Origin of the sequence: Streptomyces minutiscleroticus, from assembly GCF_014650875.1 — a bacterium.
In the GTDB taxonomy this organism is placed as follows: Bacteria; Actinomycetota; Actinomycetes; order Streptomycetales; family Streptomycetaceae; genus Streptomyces; species Streptomyces minutiscleroticus.
Map to the genome: position 1 here is coordinate 1 of NZ_BMVU01000006.1, position 17,176 is coordinate 17,176.

Below are 17,176 nucleotides of genomic sequence, written 5' to 3' on the forward strand. Positions count from 1 at the left end.
CTAAATCGGCCGGGCCGACCGCATCCGACGAACGATCTCGATCATGGGGCTGTGTCGTGGCCACAGCCACAGCCTCCCATCACCCCATGATCAAGATCTAGCCCTGTAGTACTAGGACCTGTCGGGCCGTGGTGCCGCGGCAGTGGTCGGTGAGCCTTCCGGCCACGACGACCGTGTCACGACCGAGGTTGCGCAGCACCGTCATGCAGATGTACTCGACCGCGAGGGAGGACGGCATGGAGCCATCGGCACTCCGCCGGGCAATCGAGGCAGGCCGGGCGACCGCTTCGGAATTGGGCCTCGAGGTCGACGATGTGATCGTCGTGCACGACTCGGACCGCGTCGCGCTGCGTCTGGTCCCCTGCGGTGTCCTGGCCCGGGTCGCTCCTCCGGGGCATCTGGCCGATTCCGAGTTCGAGGTGGAGGTCGCCCGCCGTCTCGCCGGCGTCGACGCTCCGGTGGGCGAGCTCGACCCTCGGGTCGAACCGCGGGTCCATGTACGCGATTCCTTCGCCGTCTCGCTCTGGACCTACTACGAACCCGTGGAACCGGACGTCGCACCGGCCGACTACGCGGACGTGCTCCTGCGGCACCATGCCGCCCTGCGCCGGATCGATCTGGACGCACCGCACTTCACCGACCGGGTCGCCGCGGCGCTCAGAGAGGTGAACGACCGGGAGCGGTCCCCCGAACTGCCCGACAACGACCGGGAGTTCCTCGGCGCCGCACTCAGTGGGCTGGGTGCCGCGATCAGTGACGGGAAAGCCGACGACCAGTTGCTGCACGGCGAGCCGCATCCGGGCAACCTCCTCGGCACGAGGCGAGGGCCGCTCCTCGTGGACCTCGCCACGTGCTGCCGCGGGCCGGTCGAGTTCGACCTCGCCCATGCGCCCGAGGAGGTGGGAAGGCACTACGCGGGGGCCGACCACGGCCTGGTCCACCGGTGCCGCGCCCTGAACTGGGCGATGTTCGCGGCCTGGCGCTGGCGCCGGGACGACCACATGCCCGGCCGGGACCGCTGGAGGGTGGAGGGGCTCGACCGGGTCCGTGCCGCACTCGTTCGCTGCGGACCGGACTGAGACAGGGACGGAGGGGCTGCCGGGTACCGGTGCGCCGCGCGCCGTGTGCGGCGTCCCGGCTGGACGGCCTCCGGCTCGCCCGATCCCTCCTGTGCCGGCCGGATGAGGCTTGAGGGGGTCGGGCTGCGGTATGGCCGACGCGGTCCATGGGTGCTGCGGGACGTGCACCTGGAGCTGCCGCCGGGTCGGCTGATCCGGGCTCAGGGCGGCAACGGCTGCGGGAAGTCGGCGCTTCTGCGGGTGGTCGCGGGGGTGGCCCGGCCGGATCGCGGACGGGTGTCCGGGCGGTCAGTGCGCCGGCGGACGGAGGCGTTCGGCTGGAGACGGACGAGACGCACTCGGACGCGCTGCTGCGGACCCTGCTCGCGGAGCCGGGCCTTCACATCCGCCGCGTGAGCGGGGGACGGCTTTGACAGCGTCGGTCCGCTACTACGGGGTGCTGTTGCTGCGCTCCCAGCGGTGGCTGCCGCCCGTGCTGCTCTACGTCGCGCTGGTGGGGACCTCGCTGGACGGCCAGTCCCGGCTCGGCAGCCAGTTCGGCTGGAACGCCGCCATGCCGGTGCCTGCCCTGGCCTGGCTCACCCGTTCCCTGTCGGCCGCGGAACCGCCCGCCGCCCGCGCCTGCCTGTCCGCCGCGACCGGCGCCCGCCGCCCCCAGTACGCCGCACTGGCCGTCCCCCTGGCCGCCGGCCTGCTGCCCATGCTGCTCGCGGCGGTGGCCGCTCTGCTGACCTGCACGGCGCCACCGGGCGCCTCGCCGGCAGCGGCGTTCGGCGCCGGGCTGGCCACTGGTGCGGTCTGCGCCCTGACGGGCAGTGCGCTCGGGGCGGTCTGCAGCCCACCGCTGGTGCGCACCACAGCGGGCGGAGCAGGTGTGTCGACCGTCGGCTCGGTGCTGCTGCTGATGCTCACCGCCTCACCGGCGAACGCCGCCGTCCGTGACGCCTTCTCCTCCCACCGGACCGGCGCGCGTCTCCCGCTGCTGCCCCTGCTGGCCGCGCGCGCCCTGGCGGCGGTCCTCTGGTGGACCTCCGCCCGGGCGGCCGGCCGGGTCGGCGCGGCCGCCGACCGGGACTCGGGCTGACCTCACCGCCTCTTCGGCAGCCGGCGGAACCCTGTCCGTCGTGGACGGTCACAGTGATCCACCCGGACATCGGCCACCTGCCCGGCGGAGCCGTTCCGGTGAAGTCCCTCGACAGCGATCACTCCACGTCGCTCGGCGAACGCAGAGGCACCGTGCGACCGCCGGCCCGGCTGTCCGGCGGCGATGCATTGACGGATCGGCGTCCGCGGGAGAAAGATCGGCAGGCAGCATTTTGACAACGTTGTCGAACGAGAGGATCGCGATGAGAGCGTTGAGACGCGCCTTCACCGCCGCGTTGATCGTCACCACCGTGGCCGCAGCCTCCGCCGTCCCCGGCGTCGCGAACGCCAAGGAGCGGGGACCGAAGTTCGCCGCCGACCCCACCACACTGGTCGACACGTCGATCGGCAACAACGGTGACGGGACGACCTTCCCGGGCGCGGCCACTCCGTTCGGCATGGTGCAGCTCAGCCCTGACACGCAGCTGAACAAGTACGCCTCCTACGACTACGCGCAGGACACCGTCCTGGGCTTCAGCCACACGCACCTCTCGGGCGTCGGCTGCCAGACGATGGGCAACATCCGGTTCATGCCGACCACCGGCGCGGTGACGTCGTCCGACCCGGCGCAGTACGGTGCGAGATTCAGTCATGCCAACGAGACCCGCACGCCGGGCTACTACGGTGTGGAGTTCGACAACGGCATACGGACCGAACTGTCGGCGACGCAGCGGACCGGCCAGCACCGCTACACCTACCCCGGCGGCTCGGGCGCGCAGAACGTCCTCATCGAGGCCGGCGAGAGCAACGGCAGCACCTATGCCGGTGACGTCGAGGTGGTCGGGAACGACACCGTGGAAGGCTGGGTCCAGGGCGGCAACTTCTGCGGGGAGACCGGCAAGGAGCGCTACCGGGTGTTCTTCAGCGCCAAGTTCGACCGGGCGTTCTCGACGTTCGGCACCTGGAGCGACGGCAGCCTCGCCCCGGACCGGCGGGAGGCCTCGCGCGGCAGCAAGCGCGTCGGGGCCTGGCTGACGTTCGACCCGGCCGGGGGCGAGCGGGTCGGCGCCTCGGTGGGCCTCTCCTACACCTCGGTCGACGGGGCGCGCCTCAACCGCAGGGCCGAGCAGCCGAAGTCGTTCGACAAGGCCCGCTCCGGCGCGCACGACGCCTGGCGGGACGAGCTGAACCGCATGCGCGTGGCCGGTGGCACCACCGCCGACCAGCGCACGTACTACAGCGCGCTCTACCACTCGCTGCTGCACCCGTCGATCGGGTCCGACGTGGACAACCGCTACCGCGGTTTCGACGACGAGGTGCACCGCGCGGACTCGACGTACTACCAGATGTTCTCGCTCTGGGACACCTACCGTTCGCAGAACCAACTGGTGGCCCTGCTGAACCCGGACAAGGCCGCGGACATGGCCAAGTCCGTGCTGCACGTCTACGAGGACGGCGGCTGGCTGCCGCGCTGGGGGCTCGGCAACAGCGAGACCAACGTGATGAGCGGTGATCCCGTCACCCCGTGGATCGTCGACATCCACAACCGCGGTCTCCTCGACGACCGCACCTCGCGCCGGCTCTTCGCCGCGCTGTGGAAGAACGCCAACGACGTCCCCGCCGACCAGTCCACCTTCCGGGGCCGTGACGGCAACCCGACGTACGTCGAGAACGGCTGGGTCGGCTACCAGGACCTGCCCGGCTACAAGTTCGGCGACAGCCGCCAGGCCGGCTCGGCCACGCTCGAGTACGCGCTCGGCGACTGCGCGCTGTCCACGATGGCCGACGGTCTCGGCTACGAGGACAAGGCCGCGACGCTCGCCTCACGCTGTGACAACTTCACCGAGCTCTGGGACCCCGACGTCACCTCGCGGGGCTTCTCCGGGTTCCCCGTGACGAGGAACGCGGACGGCACCGTCGCCGGCGACCCCGATCCCACTCGGTCCGGCGCCTTCCACGAGGGCACCGCGTGGCAGTACCAGTGGCTCGCCCAGCAGGACCCGCAGACCCTCTTCGGCCTGATGGGCGGAGCGGCGGCCGCCGAGCAGCGGCTCGACACGTTCTTCGACATGCCGACCGTGCTCACCGACCCGGCGAAGGCCGCCTCGCAGTCGTGGGTGACCGGCGCGTACGACTACCACAACAACTTCGCCTTCAACCCCAACAACGAGCCCGACTTCCACGCGCCCTGGATGTACGCGTGGACCGGCTCGCCGTGGAAGACCTCGGCGGTGCTGCGCGCGATGCGCACCCTCTTCACCGACGACGTGTACGGCATGCCCGGCAACGACGACCTCGGCGCCACCTCGTCGCTGCTCGTGTTCGCGATGGCCGGCGTCTTCGAGGCCCAGCCCGGTTCGGCCGCCTACATCGTCACGGCGCCGATGTTCGAGAAGGTCGAGATCCGGCCCGAGCACGGGCGCAGGATCGGCATCGAGGCTCCGGGGGCCGACGCCTCGAAGCTGCAGTACGTGTCCTCCGTGCGCACGGACCGGGGCAAGGCGCACAAGAGCTGGCTCTCCCACGAGGACCTGCTCCGCTCCGGCACGATCGAGGTCAAGCTCTCCGACAGGCCCACGAAGTGGGGCGTCGGCGCCGCTCCGCCCGCCGTGTCCCAGGACTGACGCACAGAAGGTGCGGTCCCCTCGGCGAGGGGACCGCACCTTCTGTGCGTCTCGCGTCGCCATGGGATGTGACGCGCAGTCACCCGGTCGAGGCACTCGGTTCCACCGCTCGCCGGACGCACCGCGCCGAGGCCCGAAGAGTGTGAAAAGTGGCGCACGCCACATCGACGCACTGTCCGATCGGTCAGTTCTGACCGATCGGACAGCTACGGTTGGGGCATGGCACGCTCCGCCTCCGCCCTGCGCGGTCAGATCCTGGAGTCGGCACTACGGCTGTTCGCCGTGCACGGCTTCCGCGGCACCTCGTTGCAGGACATCGCCTCCGACGCCGGCTGCTCGAAGGCGTCGCTCCTCTACCACTTCGCCGGCAAGGAAGCGATCCTCACCGAGCTGCTGACCCCGGCCCGGGACGCCGTCGCCACCCTGCTCGGCCGTGTGGCCGGGCTGGAGGGCGGCCGGCTGGTGGAGGAGACCGTCACCGGATACGTCGACCTGGCGCTGCGGTACCGCCGCGAAATCCAGCTTCTCTTCGAGCACATCGCCGAGATGTCCTGTCACGAGGACCTCGGCGTCATGGAGCTGGCGGACGGGCTGCTGGACGCGCTGGCCGGCCGCTCGCGGCAGGCGCCGGCCCGGGTGGCCGCGTGGATGGTGCTGGGCGCCGTCTTCATCACCAGTGCCTCCGACGAGGAAGTGGCGCCGGACGAGGTGCTGCGTGCCGAAATGATCCGCAGTGCGCTGCGGACGCTTGACCACACCCTCAGCTGACCACTCACGGAAAGACCCTTCCTCCATGGCGACCCTGCTGTACCGGCTCGGCCGATTCTCCTTCCGTAAAAGAGGCCGAATAGCCGCGGTCTGGCTTCTCCTGCTGGCTCTGCTGGGCGTCGGAGCCGCCACCCTGATGGGCCCGACCAGCGACAAGTTCTCCATGCCGGGCACCGAGTCCCAGCAGGCGCTGGACGACCTCGACCGGCAGTTCCCGCAGGCCGGCGGGGCCACCGGTACCATCGTCGTCGCCGCGCCCGAGGGCGAGAAGCTGACCCCCGCCGCGGTGGCGCCCGTGGTGAAGGAAGCCGCCGGGATCGACGGCGTGACCGCCGCCATGGACCCGTTCCAGACCGGCTCCGTCTCCGAGGACGGCCGCTACGCCCTGGTCCAGGTGCAGTTCGACAAGGCCGCCGACGAGGTCTCCGACGAGGCGAAGTCGGCCTACGAGGGCGTCGGCGCCGACATCGGGGGACTGCGGGTCGAGCACGGCGGCGAGGTCATGGGCGGTGAGGTGGAGGTCGGCTCCACCGAGGCGCTCGGCGTCCTGGTCGCCGCGGTGGTCCTGGTCATCACCTTCGGCTCGCTGGTCGCCGCCGGCATGACCCTGCTGAACGCGCTGATCGGCGTCGCGGTGGGCATGGCCGGTCTCTTCACCCTGTCCGGTGTCATCGAGCTGACCTCCACCGCCCCCATCCTGGCGCTGATGCTGGGTCTGGCCGTCGGCATCGACTACTCGCTCTTCATCACCTCCCGCTACCGCCAGTACCTCGCCGAGGGCCTGCAGCCCGAGGAGGCCGCCGGACGGGCGACCGGCACCGCCGGTTCCGCCGTCGTCTTCGCCGGTGCCACCGTCGTCATCGCCCTGGCCGGCCTCTCCGTCGTCGGCATCCCCTTCCTGAGCGTGATGGGCCTCGCCGCGGCCGCCACCGTCGCCGTCGCCGTCCTGGTCGCCCTCACCCTGCTGCCGGCCTTCCTCTCCTTCGCCGGGAAGAAGATCCTGCCGCGCAAGCAGCGCCGGGCGGACGGGGACGCCGCCGAGGACGCCGTCGTCGCCGAGGGCTTCGGCTTCACCTGGGGCCGGCTCGTCACCAAGCTGCGCGTCCCGCTCCTGATCGTCGGCATCCTCGGCCTGGGCGCGCTCACCCTGCCCGCCCAGGACATGCGCCTGGCCCTGCCGGACGCGGGCACCGCCGCCGAGGGCTCCGCCGCACGCGAGGCGTACGACCTGACGTCCGAGGGCTTCGGCGAGGGCTTCAACGGCCGTCTCGTCGCCGTGGTCAACGGTGAGGACGCGCAGTCCACCAAGGCGGCCGCGGAGAAGGCCACCGCCCTCATCAAGGACACCGACGGCATCCTGGCCGTCGCCCCGCCGCAGCTGAACAAGCAGGGCACCACCGCTCTGCTGACCATCATCCCCAAGGCCGGCCCGACCGCCGCCGCCACCGAGGACGCCGTCCACGACATCCGCGACCGGGTCGCGGACGTCAAGGACGCCGACATCGCCCTCACCGGCGCGACCGCCCTGGGCATCGACGTCTCGGAGAAGCTCTCCGACGCCCTGCCGGTGTACCTGCTCCTGGTGGTGGGCCTGTCCATCCTGCTGCTCATGCTGGTCTTCCGGTCGATCCTGGTGCCGCTGAAGGCGGCGCTGGGCTTCCTGCTCACCGTGGGCGCGACCTTCGGCATCACCGTCGGCATCTTCCAGGAGGGCCACCTCGCCGGCCTGGTGGGCGTCGACACCCCCGGCCCGCTGGTGAGCTTCCTGCCGATCCTGCTGATCGGCATCCTGTTCGGCCTCGCCATGGACTACGAGGTCTTCCTCGTCTCCCGTATGCGCGAGGACTTCGTCCACGGCGCCGATCCGCAGGAGGCCATGGTCAGCGGCCTGGGCCACAACGCCCGCGTCGTCACGGCCGCCGCGCTCATCATGACGTCCGTGTTCGGGGGCTTCGTCCTGATGGACGACCCGATCATCAAGTCCATCGGGTTCGCCCTCGCCGTCGGCGTGGTCATCGACGCCTTCGTCGTCCGCATGGCGCTGGTTCCGGCGGTGATGTCGCTCCTCGGCCGTGCCGCCTGGTGGCTGCCCGGGCCCGTCGACAAGGTCCTGCCCGACCTCGACATCGAGGGCGAGAAGCTGAACCGGCAGCTGGCCGCGGAGGCCCGCAGCGAGGACCTCGTCCCGGTCTGACCCGCGCACCGGCCGGACCACACCTTCGGGAGGACCGGAACCGCCCGGACCACACTCTCGGGCGGACGGGAACCGCACAGCGTTCCCGTCCGCCCGGGGTGCTTGCGACCGGGGCGGTGAGCCTCGTGGAACGACCGCCTCGTATGTGATCGTGGCGGGGCACGGAGGGACGCGACCCGGCACGAGCGCCGACGCCCTCCGGGGGATGCCGGCTCCCCGGAGCGGCAGCGGTGCGCACAACACTGCGGCCCCACTCCCGGATCACCGGGAGCGGGGCCGCATCGAGCGCCGGGCAGGCCTTGCACCTGCATCTCCCCGCAGGAAGCGGGGCGTCTTTCCTTGGACCACCAACGCGAGGCCCGCCGCCGGGAGTTCGGCGACCGCTCAAGATCGACCATAGCACGGCCGCCAGGTCCTTCGCCCGGGGACCGCGGCCCCGGTGACGGCCACGGCCGTCGAACGGTCGCCGGATCGAGCCCCTGGCCCCCGGGCGCCGGAAGTCGAGGTGTGGCCGGTCCGCCCCACCGGCTCGCGCGCCGCCCTGCGTCACTGCGCCACGCGGCTCTCGAAGCACTCCTCGCCGGTGGCCGCGGCCGGCCGGAAACAGGCCCTGACGACGGTCCCGGGGAGGGTGACCGTCATGGGGGTGCAGCCGAAGGAATCGGCGTCCACGTCATCCTTGATCTCGGCGCGGCGGACCGGGTGTCCCGCGCCGTCCGCGCTCATCTCGATCCGGTCGTCGGCGCGCCCCCAGGTCCGCGCCCAACTGGTCCCGCACCACCGGCTGTAGCGCACTTCCATCCAGGCGCCGGTGGCCATGCGGCGCCTGGTGAGGGTGTCGGGCCGGGCGCCGCGCTTCGTGGCCATGGGGCTCCTGCCCTCGCAGGCGGCGCCCCGGCACCGTGGCTGGGCCGAGGACGCGGACGGCGTAACGGACGACTGCGGCTCACCGTGGTCACGCGTCAGCAGGAGGAGCACCACCGCCACTCCCCCGACGGCCACGGCACACACGGTCGCGAGTACGGCCATGAGGGCCACCGTCCGGTGACCGGCCGGGGACGGTCTCCCGTTCCGTCGGCCGGGCCGCCGGGACCCGACCGGTGCACCAGGTGCGATGCCGACCCGGCAAAACGAGTGACCAGGAGAGAAGCCCCTGAGAACGGGCGGGCGGTGGCAGGCGTCCGGCCTCACGGCGCCCACACGGCCCGCCGGAGCGCTTCCGGGCTCGGACGCTGTCCGGTGGCCCCTCGTGGTCGGCCGGTCCGGGCCTTGGAAGCCCGGTCGCGTCACCCCTCCGCGGCCCTGTCGTGGAGGTCGAGGGCCCAGGTCTGGCCGACGAGGTCGTGGCCGAAGCTGTGGCAGGGCTCCTCGTCGACGAGGGCGAAGCCGAAGTGCTCGTAGATCCTGCGCGCGGACACGAGGTCGTCGGTGGTCCACAGCGTCACGCGGCGGTAGCCGGCCTCGCGGGCGAAGGTGAGGGACCGTTCGACGAGACGGGTGCCGAGACCGAGGCCCCGGGCGGCCGGTGCGACGAGCAGGACACGCACCCTGGCCACCTGCGGCCGGTCGCCGGCGACCAGGAACACGCAGCCCGCGCGTTCGCCGTCGGTCTCGGCGATCCAGCCCGCCTCCGCGGCCGGGGAGTGCCGTGCCGCGTAGTCGGCGACGATCCTGGCCACCAGGGCCTCGAAGTCGGTGTTCCAGCCGAACTGCCGGTCGTACAGCTCACCGTGGGCCATCACCACCCAGCCCAGGTCGCCGGGGCGGTCGGCACGGCGGACCACGACCTGCCGCTGGTGGACGCTCTTCGACATGACGCACTCTCCGTATCGGGCCATTGCCGCGAGTTACTGACACGAGTGTGTCACTCGCTTTAGGCTGGGTCCATGTCCGCGAAGACCGCGAAGCCGTCCGCACGCCGGGCCCAGCTACTCGAAGCCGCCTACGAGTACGCGCTCACCCACGGCCTGACCGATCTGTCGCTGCGCCCGCTGGCGGAGGCCGTCGGCTCCAGCACCCGGGTGCTGATGTTCCTGTTCGGCAACAAGGACGGACTCGTGCGGGCGCTGCTGGAACGCGCCCGCGCCGATGAGCTGGCCCTGCTGGCACGTCTTCGCCGGGACGACCGCCCCGCCGGCCTGGTTCCGGCGGCCGAGGAGGTGTGGAGATGGCTCGCCTCCGCCGGACACCGCCCCCTGCTGCGCCTGTGGGCCGAGACCTACACCCGCTCCCTCGTCGAACCCGACGGTCCCTGGGCCGGGTTCGCCAGGGCCACCGTGGACGACTGGCTCGACGTCCTGGCCGCCTGCCAGCCGGAGCCGGAACGGGACTCCGCGGACGGCGCCGTCCGCCGCACCCTGACGCTGGCGGTACTCCGGGGAGCGCTGCTCGACCTTCTCGCCACCGGCGACGAACCCAGAGTGACCGCCGCCGTCCACCACCAACTGGCCCTCCTGCGCCGCGAGGACCACGGCGACGCGTGACCGCGGTCCAGCGGCCACCAGACCTCGTCCAGGAGCCGGGGGGCGAACCCGCCGCCCCGCGCAGCGGTGCCGTGCCCGGTCCCCAGGGATCGGCCGCGGCACACCGCGAGGACACACGGTGTGACCCGCGTACTTGCTCCCTTGCGATGACTTCGCCCGTCCCCGCCGGTCGTACAGGCGACGGCATCGGCACGGGAAGGCCACTCGACATGACCCACACGCTCAGCGCCCCCGCCCGCTCCGCGGCTGCGCCGCGGCGGGTGACGCGGGGCCTTGCGACCGGCTGCCTGGTGGCGGGGCCGCTGTTCCTCGGTGCGGGCATCGTCGGGGGACTCACCCGCGACGGGTTCGACTTCACCCGCAACGCCGTCAGCCGGCGCGCGCTGGGGGACCTGGGCTGGATCCGGACGACGGACTTCCTCCTCACCGCGGCCCTGCTCCTGGCCGGCTCCATCGGACTGCGCCGCGAGCTGCGGGGGAGAGCCGGCGTGACGTGGGGGCCGGTCCTGGTCGGTGTGTTCGGGGTCTCGTCCGTGGCCGCCGCCGTCTTCCCGGCCGACGCCGGAGCCGGATTCCCCTCCGGTACCCCCGCGTCCGCCTCGCTCAGCGCGCACGGCGCCCTGCACATGTTCAGCGGGACGACCCGCTGCCTCGCCCTGCGCGCCGCGTTCTTCGTCCTGGCCCGCCCGCTCACCGATCCGGCCCGCGACCAGTCCGCGGCGATCCGTTGAGCAGCGTCGGCGACACACCGTCACCATCAACCCGCTCACGAAACGGAGACACACCACGACCAGCACCGTGAAGGGCCCTGCCGGCCGCTTCCCCTCGATCGAGAAGAAGTACGGCCGGCCGATCGCACACTGGAAGGAACTCGTCCGCTCCTCGCCGCTGACCAGGCACATGGAGCTCGTCTCCTGGCTCGAGTCCGAGCACGGCCTGGGACACGCCACGCCGACGCCCTGGTCGCCCACACCCTCGCCGAGGACAGCGACGCACGGTGAGCTCCCGCCCGGTGCCGACCGCGACGAGTGCCCCCGGCGATCAGCGACCGCTTCCTCGGGCGCGGCGGGCGGCCGGGAGCGCGGACGGGGCGGCGTGCCTCCGACACCGCGTCGGAGGCACGCCGCCCAAGGCGGGACGAGCCGCTGGCCTCGGACCGCTGACCGGTTCTTCCCTCGCCACCGCGGGTCGCGGTTGAACTTCGCGGCCGACCGGAGGTAGCCGAGCGCGGTCAGGCCCAGGCACCAGCCGACGGCGAGCCAGGCGTTGTGCCCGGTCCCGGTGGCCAGCAGCAGCCCGCGCAGCGTCTCGATGGCCGGTGCGAAGGGCTGGTACTCGGCGATCGGCCGGAACCAGCCGGGCATGGTGTCGGTGGGGACGGAGGCGCTGGAGACGAGGGGCAGGAGGATCAGCGGCATGGCGTTGTTGCTGGCGGCCTCGGCGTTCGGGCCGACCAGGCCCGTCCCGACCGCGATCCAGACGATGCCCTCGGCCATACCGCCTCCGTTCGGACCGAGCAGGGAGAGGATCGTCCCCTCGGGAGCGGCCAGGTCGACGCCGTCGAGCACGACCTCGTCGCCGTAGGACTTGCGCAGTCCGTTCGCCGCGATGGCCAAGCTGGCCATGAGAGAGGCTCCCTGGACGCCTCAGAGGCTGCGGGCGGTGATGTCGCCGTAGGCGGTGGTCGCGTGGATGTCGAGCTGAGCGGCGGCACCGTCGCTGTTCTTGAGCGCGTTGTGGATCCGACCGTGGGACGTGCCGGCGTCCAGGGTCGCGGAGACGCCGCGGGCGGCGCCGACCGAGATCTCGCCGGACTCCGTACGCAGCGTCACCGTGCCGCGCACGGCCTCGGCGATGCGAAGGTCGCCCTTTTGGGTGCTGATGTCGCCGGAACCGCCCAGGCGGCCGATGGAGACGTCGCCGGCGGAGAGGGTGAGGCGGACACTGTCGGCCTCGTCGAGCTTGACCGAGCCCTGCGCACCCTCGAGGACGACGTCACCGAGCCGTCCGACGCCACGGAACTCGGCGGCGGCCGCCTTCGCCTCGACGTGGGAGCCGGCGGGCAGCTGGACGGTCACCTCGACGGATCCGGACGCCCCGAAGAGCTGGTTCTTCGCCTCCGCAGCCTCGATCCGCAGGACGCCGTCTCCGTAGACGACCTCGGTCCGCTCGGCCGCCTTCACATCGCGGTTCTTGGAGGCGTCCGCGGGCAGGACCTCGACGGTGGTGTCGGCCCGGTCGGCGGCGATGAACCTGATGCGCCCGGCGGGGAGGTCCATCACGGCCGTCACCGGGGCGGGGGTGTCGAACTTCCGCATCGTGCTCTGCTTCTCCTGCATCGTGCACTCCTTCGGTCCGTCGTTTTCCGATGACAGAAACGCTACGTTGCATTCATTGATCCAGCAATGAGGTTGTTGCGCATGAATCCAGTAACCGCAGGCCAGAATGCATAATTCGTTGCAACGGTCTCCGACTTAACGCAACAGATCTCGCGTCGTTCATTGCAATGAACTGGCGGTGAACGCTACCCTGGAGGCACCGGAGGCCACGAAGGACCGTGAAGGAGACCGCGATGCCGGGAGGCAGGCTCACCCAGCAGGAACGCCAGCAGATCGCGCTGGGACTGGCCGACGGCCTCGCCTACGCCGAGATCGCCAGACGCCTGGAGCGCCCCACCTCGACCGTCACACGTGAGGTGATGCGCAACGGCGGCCCCACCGGCTACCGCGCCGAGATCGCCCACCGCGCCACCGGACACCGCGCCCGCCGGCGCCGGCAGACCGCGCCCCGAGGAGCGGAGGCGCCCGCGCAGCCCTACGGGCGCGACGCCGAGGCCGTGCGCGCGTACGAGGAGACGTTCACCACCGTCCTCATGACCTCGGGCCTGCCCAGGATGATGGCGCGGGTCATGGCCTGCCTCTCCCTCACCGACACCGGCAGCCTCACCGCCGCCGAACTCGTCCAGCGCCTCGCGGTCAGCCCGGCGTCCGTCTCCAAAGCCATCGCCTTCCTCGAAGGCCAGGGCCTCGTCCGCCGGGAACGTGACGAACGCCGCCGCGAGCGCTACACCGTCGGCGACGAGATCTGGTACGAGTCGATGATGGCCAGCGCCCGCGCCCTGACTCAGATCGTCGAGACCGCACGACAGGGCGCGGCCGTCCTCGGCCCCCACACCCCCGCCGGCACGCGCCTGGAGAACGTCGCCCGCTTCCTCGACTTCGTCAGCGAGAACACTCTCCGCGCCGCCGAACAGGCCCGTGACATCCTCCACATCCGGCCCGAGACAGCCACCGACACCACCGTCTGAACCACATCCGGGCCGCGGACGCGCGACCGCCGCGGCAGCCACAGCCGGCGGCATCCGCCGGGACACCGGTGCACAGCACCGCCCGGACCGGCAACAGCGACAGCGACAGCGACAGCGACAGCGACAGCGACAGCAGAATCGGTACGCCGGACGGGCGGTCCGCATGTCCTGCCGCACGGCTTACGGCACGACCCGGCCGCCGGCACCACCGCGGCGTTCGACGGATCGGGCCGCGCAACGGGTGAACACGCAGGCAGCCCCCGCCGGAAGGGGGGACTCCGGCCGGGGCTGCGGCATGATCGTGGAAGGGCGGTCGCCTACGCGGCGAAAGGCTCTGCAGGGCTTCAGCCGAACGATCGTCCCCGCAGGCGATAAGTGAGGCCCGGGGACACTGTCCCCTTCCACGACCACACCCTGCACAACGCAACGTGCGACGCGGATGTTCCCGCCCTCCCCCTCGGCATTCCTCTCAGGTGCCGCGTCACGGCCCGCAGGGCGCGACCGCCCCCGCCTTCCCGACAGGGGGTCCGATCCCGTCCCGGGCATCGCGTCCCACCGCTACCGAATCACCACATCGCCCCTGGTCAAAGGCGTGCCGACGGGCCCGGCCGACTCGGTTGCGTCGGCCGGGCCCGTGGCATCGGGTGCGGGCGGACCGGGTCATGCCTCGCTGCGGGCGCGGTTCAGGCGGAGTGCGGAGACGAGGAAGAAGACGCCTCCGAGGAAGGCGTAGCCGGCGAGGGCTCCCAGCGAGGCGTCGCCGGTACCGGCCTGCGCGAAGAACGAGGCACCGGCGAGAGTGGAGATGGCGCCGCTGGCGATCATCGCCCACTGGCCGCCCAGTTTCCGGCGGACGGCCCCCACGACGAGCTGGACGAGCCCCGAGGTGATGGCCCAGACTCCCCAGACCCGCAGGACGGCCGGGATGCCGGACGCGGCGGCGAAGGCCAGGCCGACGCCTGCCAGCAGGCTGATCGCGATGTTCGCGTACAGACCGGAAGCCGCGCCGCCGTTCGCCTTGGCGGACCTGAGGTCGACGACCGCGGCCGCCACGTCGAACAGCGGGTAGACCACCAGCAGCGTCACACTCAGCGGGCTCAGTGCGCCGGCGCTCGCGAACAGCAGGGCGGCCCACACCGCGGCGAACGCGAAGCGCAGGAAGTACAGCTTCCGCAGGGCCGGGGAAGCGTCGGCGGAGGTGGTGGCGGCGGGGGCCGGGGCGAGGGTGTTGTTCATGGGTGTGCCTTTCAGGAGTGGAGTGATGGGCGACGGCCGAGTCATCGCGCGTTCCGGTGAGTCATCGCGCGTTCCGGTCCGCTTCCTCGGCCAGGTGCGTGTCCGTGCCGGTCCGGCACACCGTCACGGCGTCTCACCGCGGCCGGCCGCGGCGTCGCCGATGACCGCGTCACCACAGGAGTGGCCGGTCAGGACGACCGGACCGTCGACGCCGCCGCGAACGTCCTTGAGCACAGCGGTGTCCGCAGGAAGGCCGCGCACAGGATCGGCGGCGCGTCCGGGGCGGCCGACATGCCGGGGCCGCTGGATCACAGCGTTCCGGCTGGACGAGCCGACGCGGGCGCCGTGCACCAGCGCCGCCGTCGACCCGGTGCCGGTCGGTTCGCCACCGGTCGCCTCCGAGCCGTCCGCGCCCTCGGCCCTGGACGGCTCGGAGGCAGCGGCCGAAGCGGCGGTCACGACGTCGGCCATGGCATCGGCCACGGCGGCAGGTTCCACGCCGGAGGAAGAGAACGTACGACAAAAAGTCACAAAGACGCCACCATCGCGAGGGAGAACGTTCGGTCTCGCGGACACAGTCAAGAGGACCGGCACGGTCGCCGTCAAGACCGAACGTTCTCCCTCTTCGACTTGCTACGCTGTGCGGCATGAGCCGGAGCACAGCAGGCAGCAGCACCTCCGAAGCGCGATCGCGGCTGCTCAGTACAGCGACCAAGATCTTCTACTCGGAGGGGATCCACTCCGTCGGCGTCGACCGCGTCATCACCGAGGCACAGGTGACCCGGGCCACGCTGTACCGGCACTTCTCCGGCAAGGACGACCTCGTCCTCGCCTACCTCGACCAGGCCGACCAGGCCATCCGGCAGCAGATCACCGCCGCCCGGGCGAGCGGCGGCTCGGCCGCCGACAAGGTCCGCGCCGTCGCCCGCTCCATCACCGACGGCATCCAGTCCCCCGGTTTCCGCGGCTGCGCCTTCCTCAACGCGGTGGCCGAATACCCCGACCCCGCCCACCCGATCCACCAAGCCGTCCTGGCCCACCGGCAGTGGTTCCTCGACACCGTCACCGACCTGCTGGCCCAGACCGGCGGAGAAGGCGCGGACGAAGCCGCCCGGCACCTCGTCATGCTCCGGGACGGCGCCATGGCGGCCGGCTGCCTCTTCGATCCCCACCTGGTCAGCGAAACCTTCCTCCAGGGCGTCGAAGGCATCCTGCAGGCACGCACCACCCCGACACCCTCCCCCAGCACCACCCCCTCCCCCACCGCGGACACGACCGTCTGAAGGCTCACCCGCCGGACGCCACGGCCGTACCCACAGTGGAGGGTGGACCTGCCGAGGGCGGGCTTCCGGTCAGACCTGCACCGGGTTCGGCAGAACGCCGTCCGACCGGCCCGGAAGCCCCGCAGCGCTCGGCACCGGTACCCCCGGGGACATGGGCAAAGGCGATCCCCGAGCGGTGACTTCATGTGAGGCTATGCCCATGGATCACTCGACTGATGAATTGAAAGCCAGGCTCCAGACCGATCGCCCGCACTCCGCCCGTGTCTGGAACTACCTGCTGGGCGGCAAGGACAACTACACCGTCGACAGCGAGGTCGGCGACGTCATCCTCTCCACGTTCCCGGAGTTCGCGTCCGTCGCGCGGCTGCAGCGGCGTTTCCTGGCGCGGGCCGTCGACTTCCTGGTGCGTGAGGCCGGCATCCGTCAGTTCCTCGACGTCGGCACCGGGCTCCCCACCGCGGACAACACGCACGAGCTGGCCCAGCGCATCGCGCCGGAGAGCAGAGTCGTCTACGTCGACAACGATCCTCTGGTCCTGACCCACGCACAGGCACTCCTGACCAGCAGCGACGAGGGAGCGTGCGCCTACGTCGACGCCGACGTGCGCGACCCCGCGCGGATCCTGGCCGAAGCCGCCAAGACGTTGGACCTCGACCGGCCGGTCGCTCTGACCATGCTGGGAATCATGGGGCAGATCACCGACGAGGACCGTCCCGCGGACCTGGTGGCCGCTCTGCTGTCGGGCCTGCCTTCGGGCAGCTATCTGGCCCTGAGCGACGGCACGGACACCAACGACGCGCTCAACAGGGCGGTCGCGGCGTACAACCAGCAGTCGGTGCACACTTATCACCTGCGGTCCCCGCAGGTGATCGGCTCCTTCTTCGCCGGACTGGACCTCGTACCGCCCGGAGTGGTGTCCAGCACCGCCTGGCGGCCTGATCCGAGCCGGCCCCAGGAGGCCACGGCCGAGGTCGCGTTCTGCGGCGTCGCACGCAAACCCTGAAAGGTCGTTCTCTCCGGCATTCCGTCGCGGGATCGGCCTCTGATCCCGCGACGCCGGAGCACGCCGGTCGATCGCGACCTCGCCGGCGGGACGGCAGGCCGGTGGGCGGCCCGCGC

Annotated in this window: 17 protein-coding genes and 2 pseudogenes; 12 read left to right on the forward strand and 7 right to left on the reverse strand. The window is 71.7% G+C overall.

The features are described from left to right. Nucleotides 1-97 precede the first annotated feature (97 nt). Nucleotides 98-238 (reverse strand): hypothetical protein, encoded by a 141-nt coding sequence (locus IE271_RS41805; RefSeq protein ID WP_229919232.1) that lies wholly within the window; start codon nt 236-238, stop codon nt 98-100. Here IE271_RS41805 and IE271_RS10055 point away from each other — a divergent pair. The 6 genes from IE271_RS10055 to IE271_RS10080 all read left to right on the forward strand — a co-directional run bounded on the left by IE271_RS10055 (nt 237) and on the right by IE271_RS10080 (nt 7,748). Next, nucleotides 237-1,079: an aminoglycoside phosphotransferase/kinase family protein gene (locus IE271_RS10055; RefSeq protein ID WP_190189879.1), complete on the forward strand. Its 843-nt coding sequence runs from the start codon at nt 237-239 to the stop codon at nt 1,077-1,079. The two genes, IE271_RS41805 and IE271_RS10055, sit on opposite strands and share 2 nt — an antisense overlap. A 102-nt stretch (nt 1,080-1,181) precedes the next feature. Continuing rightward, nucleotides 1,182-1,475: an ATP-binding cassette domain-containing protein gene (locus tag IE271_RS43895; RefSeq protein WP_373308743.1), complete on the forward strand. Its 294-nt coding sequence runs from the start codon at nt 1,182-1,184 to the stop codon at nt 1,473-1,475. Nucleotides 1,476-1,488: 13 nt separating this feature from the next. Next, nucleotides 1,489-2,163 carry a hypothetical protein gene (locus IE271_RS10065; protein ID WP_190189880.1) on the forward strand — a complete coding sequence of 225 codons (675 nt, stop codon included), beginning with the start codon at nt 1,489-1,491 and terminating at the stop codon, nt 2,161-2,163. Nucleotides 2,164-2,425: 262 nt separating this feature from the next. Continuing rightward, nucleotides 2,426-4,786 carry a GH92 family glycosyl hydrolase gene (locus IE271_RS10070; RefSeq protein ID WP_190189881.1) on the forward strand — a complete coding sequence of 787 codons (2,361 nt, stop codon included), beginning with the start codon at nt 2,426-2,428 and terminating at the stop codon, nt 4,784-4,786. 219 nt (nt 4,787-5,005) lie between these two features. Then, on the forward strand, nt 5,006-5,554 hold the full coding sequence (locus IE271_RS10075) for a TetR/AcrR family transcriptional regulator (protein WP_190189882.1): 549 nt from the start codon (nt 5,006-5,008) through the stop codon (nt 5,552-5,554). A 25-nt stretch (nt 5,555-5,579) separates the two neighbouring features. Then, the gene (locus IE271_RS10080; protein ID WP_190189883.1) at nt 5,580-7,748 is read left to right on the forward strand and encodes an MMPL family transporter; all 2,169 of its coding nucleotides are present in this window, start codon (nt 5,580-5,582) and stop codon (nt 7,746-7,748) included. 546 nt (nt 7,749-8,294) lie between these two features. Here IE271_RS10080 and IE271_RS10085 read toward each other — a convergent pair. Together IE271_RS10085 and IE271_RS10090 are read right to left on the reverse strand one after the other, a co-directional pair. Beyond that, nucleotides 8,295-8,777 (reverse strand): DUF2690 domain-containing protein, encoded by a 483-nt coding sequence (locus IE271_RS10085; protein WP_190189884.1) that lies wholly within the window; start codon nt 8,775-8,777, stop codon nt 8,295-8,297. Nucleotides 8,778-9,034: 257 nt separating this feature from the next. After that, on the reverse strand, nt 9,035-9,562 hold the full coding sequence (locus tag IE271_RS10090; RefSeq protein WP_190189885.1) for a GNAT family N-acetyltransferase: 528 nt from the start codon (nt 9,560-9,562) through the stop codon (nt 9,035-9,037). Nucleotides 9,563-9,634: 72 nt separating this feature from the next. On the opposite strand from IE271_RS10090, the gene IE271_RS10095 reads away from it, so the two are divergent. The 3 genes and pseudogenes from IE271_RS10095 (at nt 9,635) to IE271_RS10105 (ending at nt 11,232) form a co-directional block, all read left to right on the forward strand. Then, entirely contained in the window at nt 9,635-10,231 is a 597-nt protein-coding gene (locus IE271_RS10095) for a TetR family transcriptional regulator (protein ID WP_190189886.1), read from the forward strand. Between the two features lie 209 nt (nt 10,232-10,440). Continuing rightward, nucleotides 10,441-10,962 (forward strand): DUF998 domain-containing protein, encoded by a 522-nt coding sequence (locus tag IE271_RS10100; RefSeq protein ID WP_190189887.1) that lies wholly within the window; start codon nt 10,441-10,443, stop codon nt 10,960-10,962. Between the two features lie 25 nt (nt 10,963-10,987). After that, nucleotides 10,988-11,232 (forward strand): annotated as a pseudogene (locus tag IE271_RS10105) (DUF4287 domain-containing protein). Between the two features lie 180 nt (nt 11,233-11,412). On the opposite strand, the pseudogene IE271_RS41810 reads toward IE271_RS10105, so the two are convergent. Beyond that, nucleotides 11,413-11,715 (reverse strand): annotated as a pseudogene (locus tag IE271_RS41810) (ABC transporter permease); the annotation flags it as partial. 162 nt (nt 11,716-11,877) lie between these two features. Further along, on the reverse strand, nt 11,878-12,549 hold the full coding sequence (locus IE271_RS10115; RefSeq protein WP_190190024.1) for a DUF4097 family beta strand repeat-containing protein: 672 nt from the start codon (nt 12,547-12,549) through the stop codon (nt 11,878-11,880). Nucleotides 12,550-12,803: 254 nt separating this feature from the next. On the opposite strand from IE271_RS10115, the gene IE271_RS10120 reads away from it, so the two are divergent. Next, the gene (locus IE271_RS10120) at nt 12,804-13,538 is read left to right on the forward strand and encodes a MarR family transcriptional regulator (protein ID WP_190189888.1); all 735 of its coding nucleotides are present in this window, start codon (nt 12,804-12,806) and stop codon (nt 13,536-13,538) included. A gap of 660 nt (nt 13,539-14,198) precedes the next feature. Here IE271_RS10120 and IE271_RS10125 read toward each other — a convergent pair. Both IE271_RS10125 and IE271_RS10130 read right to left on the reverse strand, forming a co-directional pair. Beyond that, entirely contained in the window at nt 14,199-14,774 is a 576-nt protein-coding gene (locus tag IE271_RS10125) for a hypothetical protein (protein WP_190189889.1), read from the reverse strand. A 123-nt stretch (nt 14,775-14,897) separates the two neighbouring features. After that, nucleotides 14,898-15,380, reverse strand: a complete 483-nt coding sequence (locus tag IE271_RS10130; protein ID WP_190189890.1) for a hypothetical protein — start codon at nt 15,378-15,380, stop codon at nt 14,898-14,900. A 41-nt stretch (nt 15,381-15,421) separates the two neighbouring features. Between IE271_RS10130 and IE271_RS10135 the strand changes: the two genes are divergently transcribed. After that, nucleotides 15,422-16,057: a TetR/AcrR family transcriptional regulator gene (locus IE271_RS10135; RefSeq protein WP_190189891.1), complete on the forward strand. Its 636-nt coding sequence runs from the start codon at nt 15,422-15,424 to the stop codon at nt 16,055-16,057. Between the two features lie 199 nt (nt 16,058-16,256). Beyond that, a complete protein-coding gene (locus IE271_RS10140) occupies nt 16,257-17,060 on the forward strand; it encodes an SAM-dependent methyltransferase (protein WP_190189892.1) in 804 nt (267 codons plus the stop codon). Nucleotides 17,061-17,176 lie beyond the last annotated feature (116 nt).

Coding starts and splice junctions, on each gene's coding strand:
- IE271_RS10055 (WP_190189879.1), top strand. CDS start 237: ATGGAGCCATCGGCACTCCGCCGGGCAATCGAGGCAGGCCGGGCGACC.
- IE271_RS41805 (WP_229919232.1), bottom strand. CDS start 238: ATGCCGTCCTCCCTCGCGGTCGAGTACATCTGCATGACGGTGCTGCGC.
- IE271_RS10085 (WP_190189884.1), bottom strand. CDS start 8,777: ATGGCCGTACTCGCGACCGTGTGTGCCGTGGCCGTCGGGGGAGTGGCG.
- IE271_RS10125 (WP_190189889.1), bottom strand. CDS start 14,774: ATGAACAACACCCTCGCCCCGGCCCCCGCCGCCACCACCTCCGCCGAC.
- IE271_RS10070 (WP_190189881.1), top strand. CDS start 2,426: ATGAGAGCGTTGAGACGCGCCTTCACCGCCGCGTTGATCGTCACCACC.
- IE271_RS10135 (WP_190189891.1), top strand. CDS start 15,422: ATGAGCCGGAGCACAGCAGGCAGCAGCACCTCCGAAGCGCGATCGCGG.
- IE271_RS10080 (WP_190189883.1), top strand. CDS start 5,580: ATGGCGACCCTGCTGTACCGGCTCGGCCGATTCTCCTTCCGTAAAAGA.
- IE271_RS10075 (WP_190189882.1), top strand. CDS start 5,006: ATGGCACGCTCCGCCTCCGCCCTGCGCGGTCAGATCCTGGAGTCGGCA.
- IE271_RS10100 (WP_190189887.1), top strand. CDS start 10,441: ATGACCCACACGCTCAGCGCCCCCGCCCGCTCCGCGGCTGCGCCGCGG.
- IE271_RS10120 (WP_190189888.1), top strand. CDS start 12,804: ATGCCGGGAGGCAGGCTCACCCAGCAGGAACGCCAGCAGATCGCGCTG.
- IE271_RS10090 (WP_190189885.1), bottom strand. CDS start 9,562: ATGTCGAAGAGCGTCCACCAGCGGCAGGTCGTGGTCCGCCGTGCCGAC.
- IE271_RS10140 (WP_190189892.1), top strand. CDS start 16,257: ATGGATCACTCGACTGATGAATTGAAAGCCAGGCTCCAGACCGATCGC.
- IE271_RS10095 (WP_190189886.1), top strand. CDS start 9,635: ATGTCCGCGAAGACCGCGAAGCCGTCCGCACGCCGGGCCCAGCTACTC.
- IE271_RS43895 (WP_373308743.1), top strand. CDS start 1,182: ATGAGGCTTGAGGGGGTCGGGCTGCGGTATGGCCGACGCGGTCCATGG.
- IE271_RS10115 (WP_190190024.1), bottom strand. CDS start 12,549: ATGCGGAAGTTCGACACCCCCGCCCCGGTGACGGCCGTGATGGACCTC.